The 14,958-nt window shown below is 65.6% G+C and carries 14 protein-coding genes; 10 read left to right on the top strand and 4 right to left on the bottom strand.

Annotated elements, in window-relative coordinates; genetic code table 11:
* Positions 1–136 precede the first annotated feature (136 nt).
* Positions 137–1,264, top strand: a complete 1,128-nt coding sequence (serC, locus tag ACLLJI_RS03050) for a phosphoserine transaminase (protein ID WP_434617784.1) — start codon at positions 137–139, stop codon at positions 1,262–1,264.
* A gap of 102 nt (positions 1,265–1,366) precedes the next feature.
* On the opposite strand, the gene ACLLJI_RS03045 is transcribed toward serC, so the two are convergent.
* Positions 1,367–2,032: a DUF3027 domain-containing protein gene (locus tag ACLLJI_RS03045; RefSeq protein WP_434621128.1), complete on the bottom strand. Its 666-nt coding sequence runs from the start codon at positions 2,030–2,032 to the stop codon at positions 1,367–1,369.
* Positions 2,032–2,412, bottom strand: a complete 381-nt coding sequence (locus ACLLJI_RS03040; protein ID WP_283558460.1) for a cold-shock protein — start codon at positions 2,410–2,412, stop codon at positions 2,032–2,034. Before ACLLJI_RS03040 ends, ACLLJI_RS03045 begins: the two co-directional genes overlap by 1 nt.
* Positions 2,413–2,590: 178 nt before the next feature.
* Here ACLLJI_RS03040 and ACLLJI_RS03035 point away from each other — a divergent pair, with 178 nt between their 5' ends.
* From ACLLJI_RS03035 to ACLLJI_RS03015, 5 genes are all read left to right on the top strand, one after another.
* A complete protein-coding gene (locus ACLLJI_RS03035) occupies positions 2,591–2,830 on the top strand; it encodes a hypothetical protein (RefSeq protein WP_434617779.1) in 240 nt (79 codons plus the stop codon).
* 133 nt (positions 2,831–2,963) lie between these two features.
* Complete coding sequence (locus ACLLJI_RS03030) at positions 2,964–5,564, top strand: helicase-associated domain-containing protein (protein ID WP_434617776.1); 2,601 nt, start codon at positions 2,964–2,966, stop codon at positions 5,562–5,564.
* On the top strand, positions 5,561–7,207 hold the full coding sequence (locus tag ACLLJI_RS03025; RefSeq protein ID WP_434617773.1) for a DNA repair helicase XPB: 1,647 nt from the start codon (positions 5,561–5,563) through the stop codon (positions 7,205–7,207). Before ACLLJI_RS03030 ends, ACLLJI_RS03025 begins: the two co-directional genes overlap by 4 nt.
* A gap of 87 nt (positions 7,208–7,294) precedes the next feature.
* On the top strand, positions 7,295–7,894 hold the full coding sequence (locus ACLLJI_RS03020; RefSeq protein ID WP_434617770.1) for a class I SAM-dependent methyltransferase: 600 nt from the start codon (positions 7,295–7,297) through the stop codon (positions 7,892–7,894).
* 6 nt (positions 7,895–7,900) lie between these two features.
* Complete coding sequence (locus tag ACLLJI_RS03015) at positions 7,901–8,170, top strand: hypothetical protein (protein ID WP_434617768.1); 270 nt, start codon at positions 7,901–7,903, stop codon at positions 8,168–8,170.
* 49 nt (positions 8,171–8,219) lie between these two features.
* Here the strand turns inward: ACLLJI_RS03015 and ACLLJI_RS03010 are convergent, their stop codons facing one another.
* Positions 8,220–9,044, bottom strand: a complete 825-nt coding sequence (locus tag ACLLJI_RS03010; RefSeq protein WP_434617765.1) for a sugar phosphate isomerase/epimerase family protein — start codon at positions 9,042–9,044, stop codon at positions 8,220–8,222.
* Between the two features lie 226 nt (positions 9,045–9,270).
* Between ACLLJI_RS03010 and ACLLJI_RS03005 the strand changes: the two genes are divergently transcribed.
* Together ACLLJI_RS03005 and ACLLJI_RS03000 are read left to right on the top strand one after the other, a co-directional pair.
* Positions 9,271–10,764, top strand: coding sequence for a sulfatase-like hydrolase/transferase (locus tag ACLLJI_RS03005; RefSeq protein ID WP_434617762.1), 1,494 nt, complete (start codon positions 9,271–9,273; stop codon positions 10,762–10,764).
* 130 nt (positions 10,765–10,894) lie between these two features.
* Positions 10,895–11,941, top strand: a complete 1,047-nt coding sequence (locus ACLLJI_RS03000; RefSeq protein WP_434617759.1) for a formylglycine-generating enzyme family protein — start codon at positions 10,895–10,897, stop codon at positions 11,939–11,941.
* A 35-nt stretch (positions 11,942–11,976) separates the two neighbouring features.
* On the opposite strand, the gene ACLLJI_RS02995 is transcribed toward ACLLJI_RS03000, so the two are convergent.
* Positions 11,977–13,176, bottom strand: coding sequence for an ROK family protein (locus ACLLJI_RS02995; RefSeq protein WP_434617756.1), 1,200 nt, complete (start codon positions 13,174–13,176; stop codon positions 11,977–11,979).
* Between the two features lie 173 nt (positions 13,177–13,349).
* On the opposite strand from ACLLJI_RS02995, the gene ACLLJI_RS02990 reads away from it, so the two are divergent.
* Positions 13,350–14,084 (top strand): ABC transporter permease, encoded by a 735-nt coding sequence (locus tag ACLLJI_RS02990; RefSeq protein WP_283558452.1) that lies wholly within the window; start codon positions 13,350–13,352, stop codon positions 14,082–14,084.
* A gap of 19 nt (positions 14,085–14,103) precedes the next feature.
* On the top strand, positions 14,104–14,928 hold the full coding sequence (locus ACLLJI_RS02985) for an ABC transporter ATP-binding protein (protein ID WP_434617752.1): 825 nt from the start codon (positions 14,104–14,106) through the stop codon (positions 14,926–14,928).
* The last annotated feature ends 30 nt before the right edge of the window (positions 14,929–14,958 follow it).

The following is a 14,958-nucleotide window of genomic DNA, read 5'->3' as shown; positions in this document are numbered from 1 at the left end:
CACTGAAGCCGCCGGACCACAGCGAGGCTGAACTTTACGTCGTGCGACACGGACCGGTTAACGCTGAGGTGCCACGCCACGGCAGAATTATGACCAACCAATAACGCCCCGCCGTTCAATCCTCTTGGAGCTACCCGTGAGCCAATCCACTGCCCTGACCATCCCGGCACCGCTGCTGCCCCTGGACGGACGCTTTGGCGCCGGACCTTCGAAGGTACGGCCGGAGCAAGTGGCGGCGCTGGCTGGCGCCGGGCACAACCTGCTGGGCACATCACACCGTCAGGCGCCGGTGAAAAACCTGGTTGGCGAAGTACGCGCCGGGCTGAGCCGGTTCTTCAGGGCACCGGACGGGTACGAGGTGATCCTCGGCGTCGGCGGGTCCACGGCGTTCTGGGACATTGCCGCCTTCGGCCTGGTGGAGCGGAAGGCCCAGCACCTGAGCTTCGGCGAGTTCGGTTCCAAATTCGCCGGGGCCACCAACAAGGCTCCTTTCCTGGACGCCTCTTCCATTATCACGTCCGGGCCCGGTACCCGGCCGGCGGCCCAAGCCGAGGCCGGCGTGGACGTTTATGCCTGGCCGCAGAATGAGACCTCCACCGGCGTGGCCGCGCCGGTGCAGCGCGTTTCCGGGGCCGACGAGGGCGCTCTGATGGTCATTGACGCCACGTCGGCGGCCGGCGGCCTCGACGTCGACATCGCCCAGGCCGATGTGTACTACTTTGCGCCGCAGAAGAATTTTGCGTCCGACGGCGGCCTGTGGCTTGGTCTGTTCTCTCCGGCCGCGCTGGAGCGCGCAGCAAAGATCCAAGCCGGCGGCCGCTGGATTCCGGACTTCCTGAACCTGCAGACAGCGGTCGATAACTCCCGATTGAACCAGACGTACAACACCCCGGCGCTGTCCACGCTGGTGACACTCAATGAGCAGATCAAGTGGCTCAACGCCAGTGGCGGCCTGGACTTCGCGTCCGCCCGCACTGCCGACTCGGCCGGCCGCCTGTACGCCTGGGCCGAGCAGTCCCCGGTCGCCACCCCCTACGTGAGCGACCCGGCTGACCGTTCCAACGTCATCGTCACCATCGACTTTGATGATTCCGTGGACGCGGCGGCGGTGGCCAAAATCCTACGCTCCAACGGAATTGTCGACGTCGAGCCGTACCGCAAGCTCGGCCGCAATCAGCTCCGGGTGGCCACGTTCGTCGCGATCGAGCCCGACGACGTGACCGCGCTGACCAAGTGCATCGACTACGTCATCGGGAACCTCTAGCCCCAGTCACCGAATCGACAACGCAGTTGAGGCGCATGTTTTGGCGAAACATGCGCCTCAACTGCGTCCCGGATGAAGGGGTCAATCGATAAATGTAACGGGTCAGTTGTGGGTGTCTGCCTCGGCGTCGGCAGCATCCTGCCCCAGTGCCTCTTCCTGTTCCAGCAGCGCCGTGGCCAACGCGGCTGCGTTCTCGGGCAGACCGTTCTCGGGCGCACCGGACGTCTCCGGCAGGAGGAGGCCAGCCAGCTCTGCCGCCTCCTCGTCATCCCCCGGCCGGACCCGGTCCGCCCACGGCACCCAGTCCGGCGCGAGCACCGAGTTTTCTGATGGCAGCAGCCCCACCTCATTAACCGTCGCGGTTTTGGACCGGGACACCCGCGCCAGCACGGCAAACCACTGCCAGCCCACGTACCCGCTCATCCTGCACTCAAAAAGGTGCGTTGCGACGCGCTCGCCCTCGCTGCGGACTCCGAGGTGCGCGCCGATCTGCCGTTCGTCAGCGATCCCCAGCACGCCCTGTCTGGCAACGTCGACGGCGGCCGCCAGCACGGCGTCGGGCTTCCCGGTGCGCCACAGCGGCACGCCGGGCCGGCCCTTCGGCCGCTTTCCCGCACCGGGCTGGGCGGGCACCGTGGACCCGGCGGGCACGGCGGGCACCGTGGATCCGGCGGGCACCGTGGATCCGGCGGGCACCGTGGATCCGGCGGGCACCGTGGATCCGGTGGACCCGGCGGGCACCGCTGCGGGAGTTAAGGAATCGGCCATCACGCGTCGAAGTTTTCGGCGACCTTGCGCAGCGCAGCCGCAATCCTGCCGGCGTCGCCGTCCGGGTATTTGCCGTTGGTCAGACCCCCGACGGATTTCTCCAGCATGCTCACCAGATCCTGCACAATCGGCGCCAGTTCCATGGGCGGCATCCGCTTGGCCTTCGCGACCGACGGCGCCTTGTCGAGAATCCGCGCGGCCATCGCCTGGGCACCCTTGCGCCCGTCGGCGACCCCGAATTCCATCCGCATGCCCACCTTGACCTCGGAAACACCGTCCGGCAGCGCATTGGCGTGCAGGAACACTTCCTTGCCGTCATCGGTGGTCAGGAAGCCGAAGCCCTTTTCGTTGTCATACCACTTGACTTTCCCGGTTGGCACTTCGTTTACCTCGTTCATCGTCTTGCTCGGGTCCCCCGCGGCTGCACGTAAACCTCAAAGGAAAGCCTCCAATTGGGCGCGACGGCGTTGGGCGTGTTGGTCTGCTCCCTCTAGGTTAGCGTGTCGTCCCCGGCGCCGCGGCTTTGCCGCCAAGGTGTCCGCTGTTAGCGTTAACGGCATGACTGAGAACGGCCGTGCCATGCCTGACTCCGGCCGCAGCGGGCTGGTCTTCAATGTAGCTGCTGCGGTACTCGCCGTTGTCTGTGTGGCGTCGCTGGCGAGCGTACTGCTGGTCAAGGTCGCCGGCGGTAGGCCCTGGAGCGCGTTGGACTGGATCGCCATGATTGGGTTGCCGCTGGCATTCGTCCTGATGGGGATCGGCGTGTTGCGCGCCATCGCCCGCCGCCGTCGGCTCTGACCGGCCTGCCCAAAGGGCGACTGCCACGGCCCGTTGGACTGCGGAAAATCGCCCCTTTCGGGCGCGGCTGCGGCCCGCTATCAGGGACACCGTCACGTGTTCAGATTAGGCTGCCCACGGTACCGTTAGAGCGATGTCCTCTATTCGGATTTTGACGGCGGAACTGGCGGCGCGAAGTGACAATGCTTTGCGCATGCTCTTCGATGCACGCCCGGACCTGATCTCCCCGGCCGTTCCCGATTTTGCCGCCCTCGCGGCCCGAGCCTGCGCCAGAGTCAGTGTCGCCCGGGCCCTGGACAAGCTCAATCAGCCGCAGAGCCAGGTGCTCGAGGTGCTGCATCTGACCACCAACGAGGATTTGGGACTCAGCGCCACGGCATCGATGCTCAAGCCGTTGATGGCCGGCAGCACGGTGTCAACCCTCGACGCCATCCTCAGAGACCTGCACGCCCGGGCCTTGCTGTACCGTGATCCGGCCCAGTCCGGACAGCCAGTCAAATCGCGGGCATACCTGCCGGTCAGCAGTCTCAAGGACGTCATCGGCCTGCACCCGGCGGGACTGGGCCGGAGATACGTGGAGCTGGTCCGCACCCAACCGTCGGTCGGGGTGCGGCTGCTGCAGACCCTGAAGGCGCTGCAGCAGTCCGGAGCGGGGGTGAAGGATGCTTCAACGCCGATGGAAGCGGCACTGGCGATGCATGCCTGGGTTGACACCCCGGGGACGCTGGAGCGGCTGCTGTCCGGCGCCCCGGAGAATACGCAGGGCATGTTGGACCGGTTCAGCGCCGGTGCCATGGGCGCCATCCCCAACGCTCAGCGGATAGCCGGCCCCGGGATCAACGACGCCTCGCCGGTGGATTGGCTGCTGGCGCGCGGGCTGCTGGTTCCGCTGGACAACGAGCACGTGGAGTTGCCCTCCGACGTGGCGATGGTGCTTCGCGGCCGCGTCATTGTCCGCGATTTCAGCGTGGCACCCCCGGCACCGCAATTAAGAGCCACCAGCTCCTCGCTGGTGAGCAATGCCGCGCTGGGATCCATTGCCGAGGTGCTGCGGCTGGAGACCGAGCTGCTGGCGCAGGTCCAGAACACGCCACTGGCAACGCTGCGCGCCGGGGGCGTCGGCGTGCGTGAGGTCCGTCGGCTGGCCGACGCGTTGCGCATCGATACGGAAATGACGACACTGCTGCTGGAGCTGGCCGCGCTGGCCTCTTTGCTGGTACTGGACGTGGATACGTCCCGCTGGCGTGTGGCGCAGACGCATTGGCAGCAACTGCCCCGGGAGCAGCAATGGCTCTGGCTTGCCACGTCCTGGCTCAAGGCGGACCGGGCGCCCGCCCTGGTAGGTCAGCCATCCTCCCGGGACGGCTCGGGCGGCGGCAACACTTCCGGCAACGCTTCCGGTTCGGCAGGATCCGGCACCGGCTCCAAGACCGCGGGGACGGGGCTCATCAACGCACTGGGGGCGGAGGCATATCGGCCCGATGCACCCGTGTTGAGGAAGCAAACACTCGCCATCATGCTCGAGCTCAGCGACGAAGCGGCTGCGGCAAGCACGGATGCGGGTGACACGGGCACATCACCGTCAGCCGCGAGTGCGCCGGGCATGGTGCCCGTGCTCGACGGCGCCGCCATCCTGGCGCGCTTCCAGTGGCGGCAGCCGCGGCTGGCACGGCGGCTCCCGCGCCTGCTGCCGGGGTTTCTGCACGAAGCCGAGCTGCTCGGGCTGACGGGATCCGGCTCGCTCACCGTGATGGGCTCCGCCGTCGCCTCCGGTAAGCCCGAGGAGGCACTCGCCGCGCTGCACGCGGCGCTGCCACGACCGCTGGCCCATGTGCTGCTGCAGGCCGATCTGACCGCCGTCGCACCCGGTTACTTGTCCCCCGAACTGACTGCAGAACTGAACCTGCTCGCGGCGGCGGAGGGCCAGGGTCCGGCCACCATCTTCCGGTTCAGCGCCGCGTCCCTCCGGCGCGCCCTGGATGCCGGGCAGGACGCCGAGGGGATCCTCGATTTTCTGGCCCGGCACTCGGCGACGGATATTCCGCAGCCGCTGCGCTACCTTGTGGAGGATACCGCCGCGCGCCATGGCCGGCTCCGCGTCGGAACCGCCTTCAGCTATCTGCAGAGTGAGGATGAGATGATGCTCCAGGAGCTGCTGCAGATCCCGGTGCTCAAGCATTTGGGGCTGGTGGCGCTGGCCCCCACGGTGTTGACCGCCAAGTCCGGTGCACGCGAGGTCGCCGCGGCGCTGCGTGAGCTGGGGATGGCGCCGGCCGTCCTGGAGTCCGACGGCGGCGGCCCGGTGAAGGTGCCTCAGTCCGGTCCAGCGGTGGTCCAGCCGGGCAGGACCTCCGCGCGGGAGCCGGCCGAAGAAGATATTGCCGCCCAGCTCTCCGCGCTGCGGAGCAAACCGTCGTGGGTTCCGGCCGGCCCGGAGACGGGGCCGCAATTGGGTCTCGAGACCCTGCGCCAGGCCATCAGGCTGAAGAAGTCCGTCAATATCTCGATTGTGGACAGCAACGGCAATCATGATCAGCAGGTGCTGGTACCGCTGTCGGTCAGCGGCGGCCGGGTCCGCGTCTATGACCCAGGCCGCGAGATTGAGCGGGTGGTTTCCATCCACCGCGTGATGGACGTGGAGCTGGCCGAACCAGGGGCGCCGACCGGCGATCGGACCGACGCGCTGGCTGCCACCGAAGTCGCGCTAACTGACACCGAAGCGAGGGATAGATGACCGACGGCCCGCTGATCGTCCAGAGTGACAAAACCATCCTGCTGGAGGTGGATCATCCCCAGGCCACCGAGGCCCGGCACGCGATTGCCGCGTTTGCCGAGCTGGAACGGGCCCCCGAGCATATGCACAGCTACCGGCTCACGCCGCTTGGGCTGTGGAACGCCCGCGCCGCCGGGCTGGACGCGGAGCAGGTCCTTGACACGTTGCTCAAGTACTCGCGGTTCCCGGTGCCGCACGCGCTGCTGATCGACGTCGCGGAAACCATGTCCCGGTACGGCCGGCTCCGGCTGGAAAAGGATCCCGTGCACGGACTGGTCCTGCGCACGGACGACTACCCGGTGATGGAGGAAGTGATCCGGGCCAAGAAGATCGAGCCGCTGCTGGGCCCGCGCATTGACCCGATGACCGTCGTCGTGCACGCCTCCGCGCGCGGCGCGCTCAAGCAGCTGCTGCTGAAAATCGGCTGGCCCGCAGAGGACCTCGCCGGCTATGTCGACGGCACGCCGCATCCTGTGGCGCTGCTGGAGGAGGGCTGGAAACTGCGTCCGTACCAGCAACTCGCGGTGGAGAATTTCTGGGCCGGCGGTTCCGGCGTCGTCGTGCTCCCCTGCGGCGCGGGCAAAACGCTGGTCGGCGCCGCCGCGATGGCCGTCAGCCAGACCACCACGTTGATCCTGGTCACCAACACCGTCTCCGCCAGGCAATGGAAGGACGAGCTGCTCAAGCGCACCACGTTGACGGAGTCCGAGATTGGTGAATACTCCGGTGCCGTCAAGGAGGTCCGGCCGGTCACCATTGCCACCTATCAGGTCCTGACCATGCGGCGCGGCGGGCTGTATCCGCATCTGGAGCTGTTGGATGCCAATAACTGGGGTCTGATCATCTACGACGAGGTGCACCTGTTGCCCGCGCCGATCTTCCGGATGACGGCGGATCTGCAGGCACGACGACGGCTCGGGCTAACAGCGACGCTGGTCCGGGAGGATGGCCGGGAAGGCGAGGTTTTCTCGTTGATTGGGCCTAAACGCTACGACGCCCCATGGAAGGACATCGAGGCGCAAGGCTACATCGCGCCGGCGGACTGCGTGGAGGTCCGGGTGGATCTGCCGCGTGACGAACGGATGGCCTACGCCATGGCCGACGATGCGGACAAATACCGGCTCTGCGCCACCAGCGAGACCAAGACCGCTGTGGTGGAGCGGCTGGTCAAGTCCCATCAGGGTGAGCAGCTGCTGGTGATCGGGCAGTACATCGATCAACTCGATGAAATTGCCCAACACCTTGATGCCCCCGTCATCAAGGGCGAGACAAGTGTTAAGGAACGGCAGCGGCTCTTCGGCGAGTTTCGGAACGGGATCATCCATACCTTGGTGGTCTCCAAGGTGGCGAATTTTTCCATCGACCTGCCGGAGGCGTCCGTAGCAATTCAGGTCTCCGGCTCCTTCGGCTCCCGGCAAGAGGAGGCGCAGCGGCTTGGTCGGCTGCTTCGGCCCAAGGCGGACGGGCGGTCAGCGCGGTTCTACACCCTGGTGGCACGTGACACCCTGGATCAGGACTTTGCGGCCAAGCGCCAGCGCTTCCTGGCGGAGCAGGGCTATGCCTACCGGATTCTGGATGCGAAGGACATCGCCACGACCGGATAGGGCTGCGTGTTGACGTGGCACGCAGCCCGGCACAATCGAGCGTATGATCGGCTCAATATTTCAGTTGTTCAGCGTGCAGTTTTCGGCATGAAGTTGTTCAGCGTGAAGAACGGGCTCGGGGGCAGGGAGATCATCGTGGATACGGAAGCCAATGTGGTCAGGCACTACTCGCGCGGGGATCTTCAGGAGCGGCTACTCGAGGCCGTGCAGGCCGAGGGCCGCGACCCGGACCACCTGCACCAGGAGGACCTCGCCGGCGCGGATGAGTTCCACATCGGCGGCATCAAAGCCACCGAGGACCTTGCAAGCAGCGCCGGCATCCACAGCGGTTCCCGCGTGCTGGACGTGGGCAGCGGCATCGGCGGCACGGCCCGGCATTTCGCCCATCGCTTCGGGGTAACGGTCCATGGCGTCGATCTGACCCCGGAATTCGTCCAGGTTGCCCGGTCGCTGACCGAGCTGACCGGGCTAAGCGGGCAGGTTACCTTCAGCCAGGGCAGCGCGCTGGCGCTGCCGTTTGGCGACGACGAGTTTGACGTCCCCACCATGCTGCATGTCGGGATGAACATCGACGATAAAGCTGCGCTGTTCGCTGAGGTATTCCGAGTCCTCAAGCCCGGTGGCGTCTTCGCCGTCTACGACGTGATGCGGATGAGCGACGACGAACCCACCTTCCCGCTGCCATAGTCCACGGTGCCGGCAGACTCCTTCGTCGGGACACCGTTGGAATACTCCGAGGGGATGGAAGCGGCCGGCTTTGCGGTCGACTCGGAGCGGAACCGCCGCGATTTTGGCATCGCTTTCATGGAGCGCGGACAGGCGCGGACGGCGGAAAAGGGTCCGTCGCCGCTCGGCCCGCTGCTGGTCCTGGGCCCCGATGGGCCGCCGCGGATGGCCAATCTGCTCGCAGCGTTCCGGGCCGGCGTCCTAGCCCCGGTGGAGATCTTCGCCCGCAAACCATAATCGATTGGGCAGCCCAGCCCGTTGAGTCTTGTGGCTTTGATTCCGCGATCTAGTCCGCTGCCAGTACCTGCTGCAGGGCTGCGAGGGCTTCCGGAAGGTCAGGCAGCTCCGGGTGCCAGGCCTTCTCCCATTCCAGCGAGAACCACGGATCGTCCTTGCCCTGCGCAGCGCTCAGCGCTGTGGCCAGCCGCGCCATTTCCCGCAGCGGCACGTCGCCCTCGCCCGGCAGTCGGAGGGTGACGTCCGTCGGCGCGGAGCCTATTTGCCCGTCCTTGAACTGGCTGTAGGCATAGTATGGGGCCACATGCCGCGCCGTCTCCCGCGGGGTCTCGCCGTAACGCCAGGGGTGCAGCACGTCCCAGATGATGCCCACGCCGGACGGGCCCGGTTCCGCGTCGGCCGCAACTGCGGCCAAAACCGCGCCCGGGTCATCCACCAGCGCCAAAATGCGCGCGACATCCGCTCCCCGTGGATGCGAATCGTGCGTTTCCAGCAGCAGCCGGACTCCCAGATGCCCGGCCTCGCCCAGCACCGCCGACAGCCGCCGGGCACCTGCCGCGTCGAACTCTGACATATCAGCCGTCGTCAAGGGATCTACGCCTGCCCCGGGGAAAACCCGCATCCCCCGCGCTCCTAAATCGGCAGCAAGCTGCAGGTTCGCACGCAGGCCGGCCAGCACCTCGTGGTCCGGTCCCGGCGCGCAGATCTTGACGTAGCTCGCCAGGGCCAGCACCTCAACCCCGGCATCCTCAAGTGCCTGCCGAAGCTCCACGCGCCCGGCTGCGGTCAGCCCCAAAGGTGTGATGCCGCCGTCGTCCACCCGTAGTTCGAGCCCACGGGCCCCAAACCGCCGTGCCCACTGGATCAATTGCATTACGGAAGCGTCAGGCGCACCCAAAGTGGAAAATGCCAACCGCATGTAACTCCTTCCGGTCTTTGCCTCAGGCGCAAACCGCCCCACAGCCACGGTTCCAGTCTTACCGAGGGTGGACTCGTGCGCTACTTCTTAAATTCTCTCCCGACGGCGTGATATGCCTGTATCGTCGGAACGGATCATTCCGTGCGCCGGCTACCCATTTCGCCCACTTGATGAAGGACCCATGGTCAGCAATCAATCTGCCGCGTCAGAGCGCGTCCGTCCAAACATTCTCTTTGTCCTCAGCGACGATCAGGGCCCGTGGGCGTTGGGCTGTGCCGGTAACGACGAGATCCAGACACCTGTCCTGGACGGGCTCGCCGCGCGCGGGACCCGGCTGGAAAACTTCTTCTGCGTATCCCCGGTCTGCTCGCCGGCACGTGCCAGCCTGATGACAGGCCAAATCCCCTCGCGGCACGGAGTCCACGACTATTTGACCGGCGTCGAGGTCGGTGCCAACGCGCCGGACTATCTGGCGGGGCAGCCGTTGTTCACCGATGTGCTGGCCGAGGGCGGCTATCAGTTGGGGCTCTCCGGCAAGTGGCATCTGGGCGCCAATGACGCATCCCGGCGAGGTTTTGTGCATTGGTACGGGTTAGAGGGCGGTGGAAGCCCGTACCGGCAAGCGACGATGTACCGTGACGGCAGCCGGGAGACGGTGACCGATTACCTCACTGACGTCATCACCGGTGACGCGCTGGCATTTCTTGACGGCGCGGCCCCCGGACCGGACCCGTTTTTCCTGGCCGTAAATTACACGGCGCCGCACAAGCCATGGAAGGGTCAGCATCCGCGCGAGTTCGAGGCCCTGTACGACGACTGCGCCTTCGAGAGCTGTCCGCAGGAACCGGCGCACCCCTGGCAGCCCACCGTTGACGGCATTCCGATCGGTGGCGAAGCGGACGTCCGCGCCGCCCTGGTGGGTTATTTTGCGGCCGTCAGCGCCATGGATGCGGGCATTGGCGCCCTGCTGGAGCGGTTGGAGACCCTGGGGCAGACGGAGAACACGCTGGTCATCTTTTCCTCCGACAACGGTTTCAATTGTGGCCACCATGGCATCTGGGGCAAGGGCAACGGGACGTTCCCGCAGAACATGTTTGACTCCTCCGTCAAGGTCCCTGCCATCTTCACGTGGCCTGGCCATATTGCGGCCGGCAGTGTTCGCCCGGAGTTGCTCTCCGCCTACGACGTAGCGGCCACCATCCTGGAACTGGCGGGACTGGATAAGTCGGGGTTCGAGGATGGGCCGGGACAGTCATTCGCCGGGTTGATTGCCCACGAGGCCGGGCCTGTCCGGGCCGAGGTGAGCCGCACAGCACCGGCCCGCGCCGTCGTCGTCTATGACGAATACGGCCCGGTCCGAATGATCCGCACGGCAACGTGGAAGTACGTACACAGGTATCCGCATGGCCCGCACGAGCTGTACCACCTGGGGGTGGACCCGCAGGAACGCAGCAACCTCATTCACGAGGCAAGCGCCGGGGACACTCTCGCCGACCTGCGCGCGGAACTGGCGCGCTGGTTCAGCAAGCATGCCAGTGCAGCCTTCGACGGCGCCGCCCTGCCCGTTGTCGGCGCCGGTCAATTCCAACCCCTGGGAGCCGATCCCCTCGCCGCATTCACCGCGCCTAACTGGGACGGGACGGCCGGTGACAAGCGCCCATCGAGTGCGAAATAAGTGTCGTTTAGCGGCCCCGATCGGCCCGTGTTCGGACATTTACCACGCCGGGTGGAGCCCGGCTTGCAGGGCATGATTAACTTGGGACACGCCCCTGTCCGCACCGCGGAATCACCGGAAGGAGAAAGCCGTGACCAGTTGCTGTAGCCCCGCGCGGGACGGTGCTGCAGCCGCCCGCTCCGCCGTCGAGCCCGGCGACACCGTCGAGTCCAGCGACACCGCATCTTTCACCTCGGCCGGCCGCGCCCCGACCCCGTGCGGCACGCCTGCCGAAACCGGAGCCCGGGACGATGTGCATCTGCCAGGTGGCCAGTTTGCGATGGGCGATCCGTTCGACGAGGGCTACGGCGGCGACGGTGAAACGCCGGTCCATCGGGTTCGCCTGACCGCCTTCAGTATCGCCGCCGCCACGGTGACCAATGCAGAGTTTGCCCGGTTCGTTTCCTCGACAGATTTCCGCACGGAATCGGAGCTCTTCGGCAGTTCAGCGGTTTTCCACCTGGCTGTCCAGGCGCCGCGGGTGGACATCCTCGGTCCGGCCGCGGGCACACCCTGGTGGCTCAACGTCCGCGGCGCAGACTGGGCGCATCCCGCGGGCCAAGGCTCCAGGTGGCAGGACATCCCGGACCATCCGGTGACCCAGGTGTCCCATAATGACGCGCTGGCCTACTGCGCCTGGGCCGGGCGCCGGCTGCCGACCGAGGCGGAATGGGAATACGCTGCGCGCGGCGGCAGCCCCGGAAGCCGGTATCCGTGGGGCGACGACCTGGTCCCGACCGGACCTGAAGGACAGCCGGAGCACCACTGCAATATCTGGCAGGGCACGTTCCCCACGGAAAACACTCTCGACGACGGATACCTCACCACCGCTCCGGTCTACAGCTACTCCCCGAACGGTTTCGGGCTGTACCAAACCAGCGGCAATGTCTGGGAATGGTGCCACGACTGGTTCCTGCCCAAGTACTACAGGACCTGCGCTACGGCGGGAACCATCGCAAACCCACAGGGACCAACGATCGGACGCGGACGAGTGATGCGCGGCGGCTCGTACCTGTGCCACGAGTCCTACTGCAACCGATACCGGTTGGCCGCCCGCAGTTCCAATACGCCGGACTCCGCCAGCGGGAACTGCGGCTTCCGGACCGCGGCAGTGGAACCGGTCCAGACCCTGCCCTGACACGGCCGCGCGAGTGGCTGCACGGTGAATGCTGATCAGCTGGGGGCGGACCGATTTTGACGGGCGATGTGCTCTGTTCCCCAACGACGGATGGCCGCTTGCGCGGCGCCGAGACTGCCGGCGTGTTCGGAATATGAGGTGACGCGGATTTCGCACGCGGGCAATCCGACCGCTGCCCTACGCGAATGCAACTGCGCCGCGGCTGCGGCGAGGAATGGTTCTCCCAGCTGGACCAGGTCACCGGTCAGAACGATGCTCTGTGGATCCAGCAGCATGGCCGCGGCTGCCAGTGCTTGGCCCAGCACGCCGCCGAGTTGCGTCGCCAGCCGGACGGCCGTGGCGTCCTGCGCGCCGATGGCGCTACTGAGTGCGGCTATCGACGCCGTGCCGAGCCCGGCTTCGCACGCAGCGCGCAAAACGGCACCGGTACCCAATACGCTTTCAAGGCACCCGATGGCCCCGCACCAGCACTGCGGCCCTGCCGGATCGACGCAGATGTGCCCTAGTTCGCCGGCAGCTCCGAAAGTTCCCCGATAGATCCGACCGTCCAGCAGAATCCCACTGCTGATCCCTGCCGAGAGCATGACATACAACAAAGTTCCGGTTGTTGCCTGCTCCCCCTCAGCGGCCAGCTCGGTAACGGCTGCCATTCGGATGTTGTTGTCCCAGATGACCGGTGACCGGAAGAGGACCCGTAAGGGCTCCAGTGAAAGACCCTCGGGATCAGCTTGGACAGCGGCATCGGGACGTTCGGTCTGGGCACTGTCATGACGGGTCGCAATGCCGACGCCGACGCCCAGCACAGCCGCCCGGTTTAGCCTGCCCTGCTGCAGCAGGTCTGCCAAGAACTCCACGGCGGTGGAGAGCCGCTCTCCCAGGGATGCGTCGCTGGATACTGTCACGGAAAATTGATCCACCGGCCTACCGTCAAGAGCGACCACTGTCACACTGGTCCGGGATCGCCCCAGTTCGATGCCCACAGCCGCTCCGAGATCGGCCTTAATGGACAACCGCTGGGTGGGGCGGCCGTTGCGCCCCGTCCCGTACTCCGCCTTCCCGCTGGTTTCCAGGACCCCGTTTCCCAATAGCTTCCCAACTATTTGGGACAGCGTGGTACGGGAAACACCCAGTTGCTGTTGGAGCTCGCTGCGCGTGGCAGGCCCGTGGGTGAAGAGGAACTCCAGCATGAGGCGCTCAGCGGGGCTGGTGCCGGCGTCTGGTGAAATCGAAGTCATCTTTTGATACTAACGTCAACCCTATTTATGTAAATCATGTTGACGTAAGTCACATTTCCCCCTAAATTTGTTCCATGGTCAGTCAACGAACCCCAGCACCGACAATTGAGCGAGCAGGAACGCCAGCCGTTGGGAAACGGAAGAAACCAGCCATCAAGCTGACAAAGAAGAGCATGTTGGCGCTGAATGTGGTGTCCGTTGCGGCTGGAATCGGCCTATGGGCTCTGGTATCGGCGATTGGTATCCAAGGACTCCCCGGACCCGCCCAAGTGCTGGCTCAGGGGATCGAACTGGCTCGCAACGGAACCCTGGCTGATGACGTGGGTGCCAGTCTGGCCCGGGTCCTGACCGGCTTCCTGCTCGGCAGCCTGCTGGCGATCCCGGTGGGCTTCCTGATGGGCTGGTACAGCATTGCGCGCGGCATCGTCGAACCGTACATCCAGTTCTTCCGCACGGTTCCGCCGCTGGCCATCATTCCGCTGGCCATCGTGACGATGGGAATAGGCGAGGTCCCCAAGATCTTCGTTATCTTCCTGGCAGCCTTCCTCTCCTGCGTCATCTCCACGTTCCAAGGGGTCGTCGGAGTTGAGAAAACGCTGATCAACGCCGCGCGGGTCCTGGGCGCCGGCAGTCTCACGGTTTTCCTGCGCGTGGTGGTCCCGGCCTCCTCACCCTTCATTCTGGTCGGCATGCGCATTGGGCTGGGCGCTGCCTGGGCCACCCTCGTCGCCGCGGAATTGATAGCGGCACCCAACGGCCTGGGCTACCGCATGCAGCAAGCGCAGTTGTTTTATGACCTGCCGACTATTTTCGTCAGCCTGATCAGCATTGGAGTGCTCGGGCTGATCATGGACCGCATACTGCTGCTGGCTGAAGCACGTCTCACCCGCTGGCAGGAACGCCGCTAGCCGGCAGGAAAGGATCCTCATGTCCGCAACAGCAGCACCCACCAGCCCACAGACCGGGGAAGATCTGTCCATGATCCGATTCGCTGACGTGAGGCACGATTTTGAACTCGGTAAGGAAACCTTCACTGCCCTTGGCGGGGTGAGTCTGGACATCGCCGACGGCGAGTTCGTCACCGTGGTTGGCCCTTCCGGCTGCGGTAAATCCACCCTGCTCAACGTCGCCGCCGGGCTCCTGGACCCCACCGGTGGTGAGGTTCTCGTTGACCGGCGCCGGGTGGAGGGACCCAGCCCGCGCACCGGCGTGATTTTCCAGCAGTATGCCCTCTTCCCGTGGCTGACCGTGCGAAAGAATGTCGAGTTCGGGCTCGAGCTGAAGAAGGTACCGGCAGCGCAACGGCGAACCATTGTTGACCATTATCTAGAGCTGGTGGGGCTGAGCGACTTCGCGCAGGCGCTGCCCAAAGAGCTTTCCGGCGGCATGAAGCAGCGATGCGCCATCGCCCGCGCCTACGCTGTCAATCCGGAGATCCTGCTGATGGATGAACCCTTTGGCGCATTGGATGCGCTTACCAGGGTCCACATGCAGGAGCAGCTCATGGATACCTGGCTGAAGGAACGCCGAACGGTCATGTTCGTCACCCACGACGTCGACGAGGCAGTCTTCCTGGCCTCCCGCGTCATCATTATGGCGGCCAGGCCAGGACGGATCTATCAGACCGTTACCGTGGACCTGCCGTATCCCCGCACCGAGGAACTGCGGCTTTCCCCCGAATTCGCGCAGCTGCGCGCCAAAGTCTGGGAAGCCGTCTACCACCAGCCTGGCGCCAGAGGCGCCGACGAATAGTTTCGTTCCGCCAGAGGCGCCGACGAATAA

This window comes from Arthrobacter sp. A5, assembly GCF_051131705.1.
Taxonomy (GTDB): domain Bacteria; phylum Actinomycetota; class Actinomycetes; order Actinomycetales; family Micrococcaceae; genus Arthrobacter_M.
The sequence above is the reverse complement of the archived record's forward strand: the minus strand, read 5'-3'. Positions and strand labels throughout refer to the sequence as shown.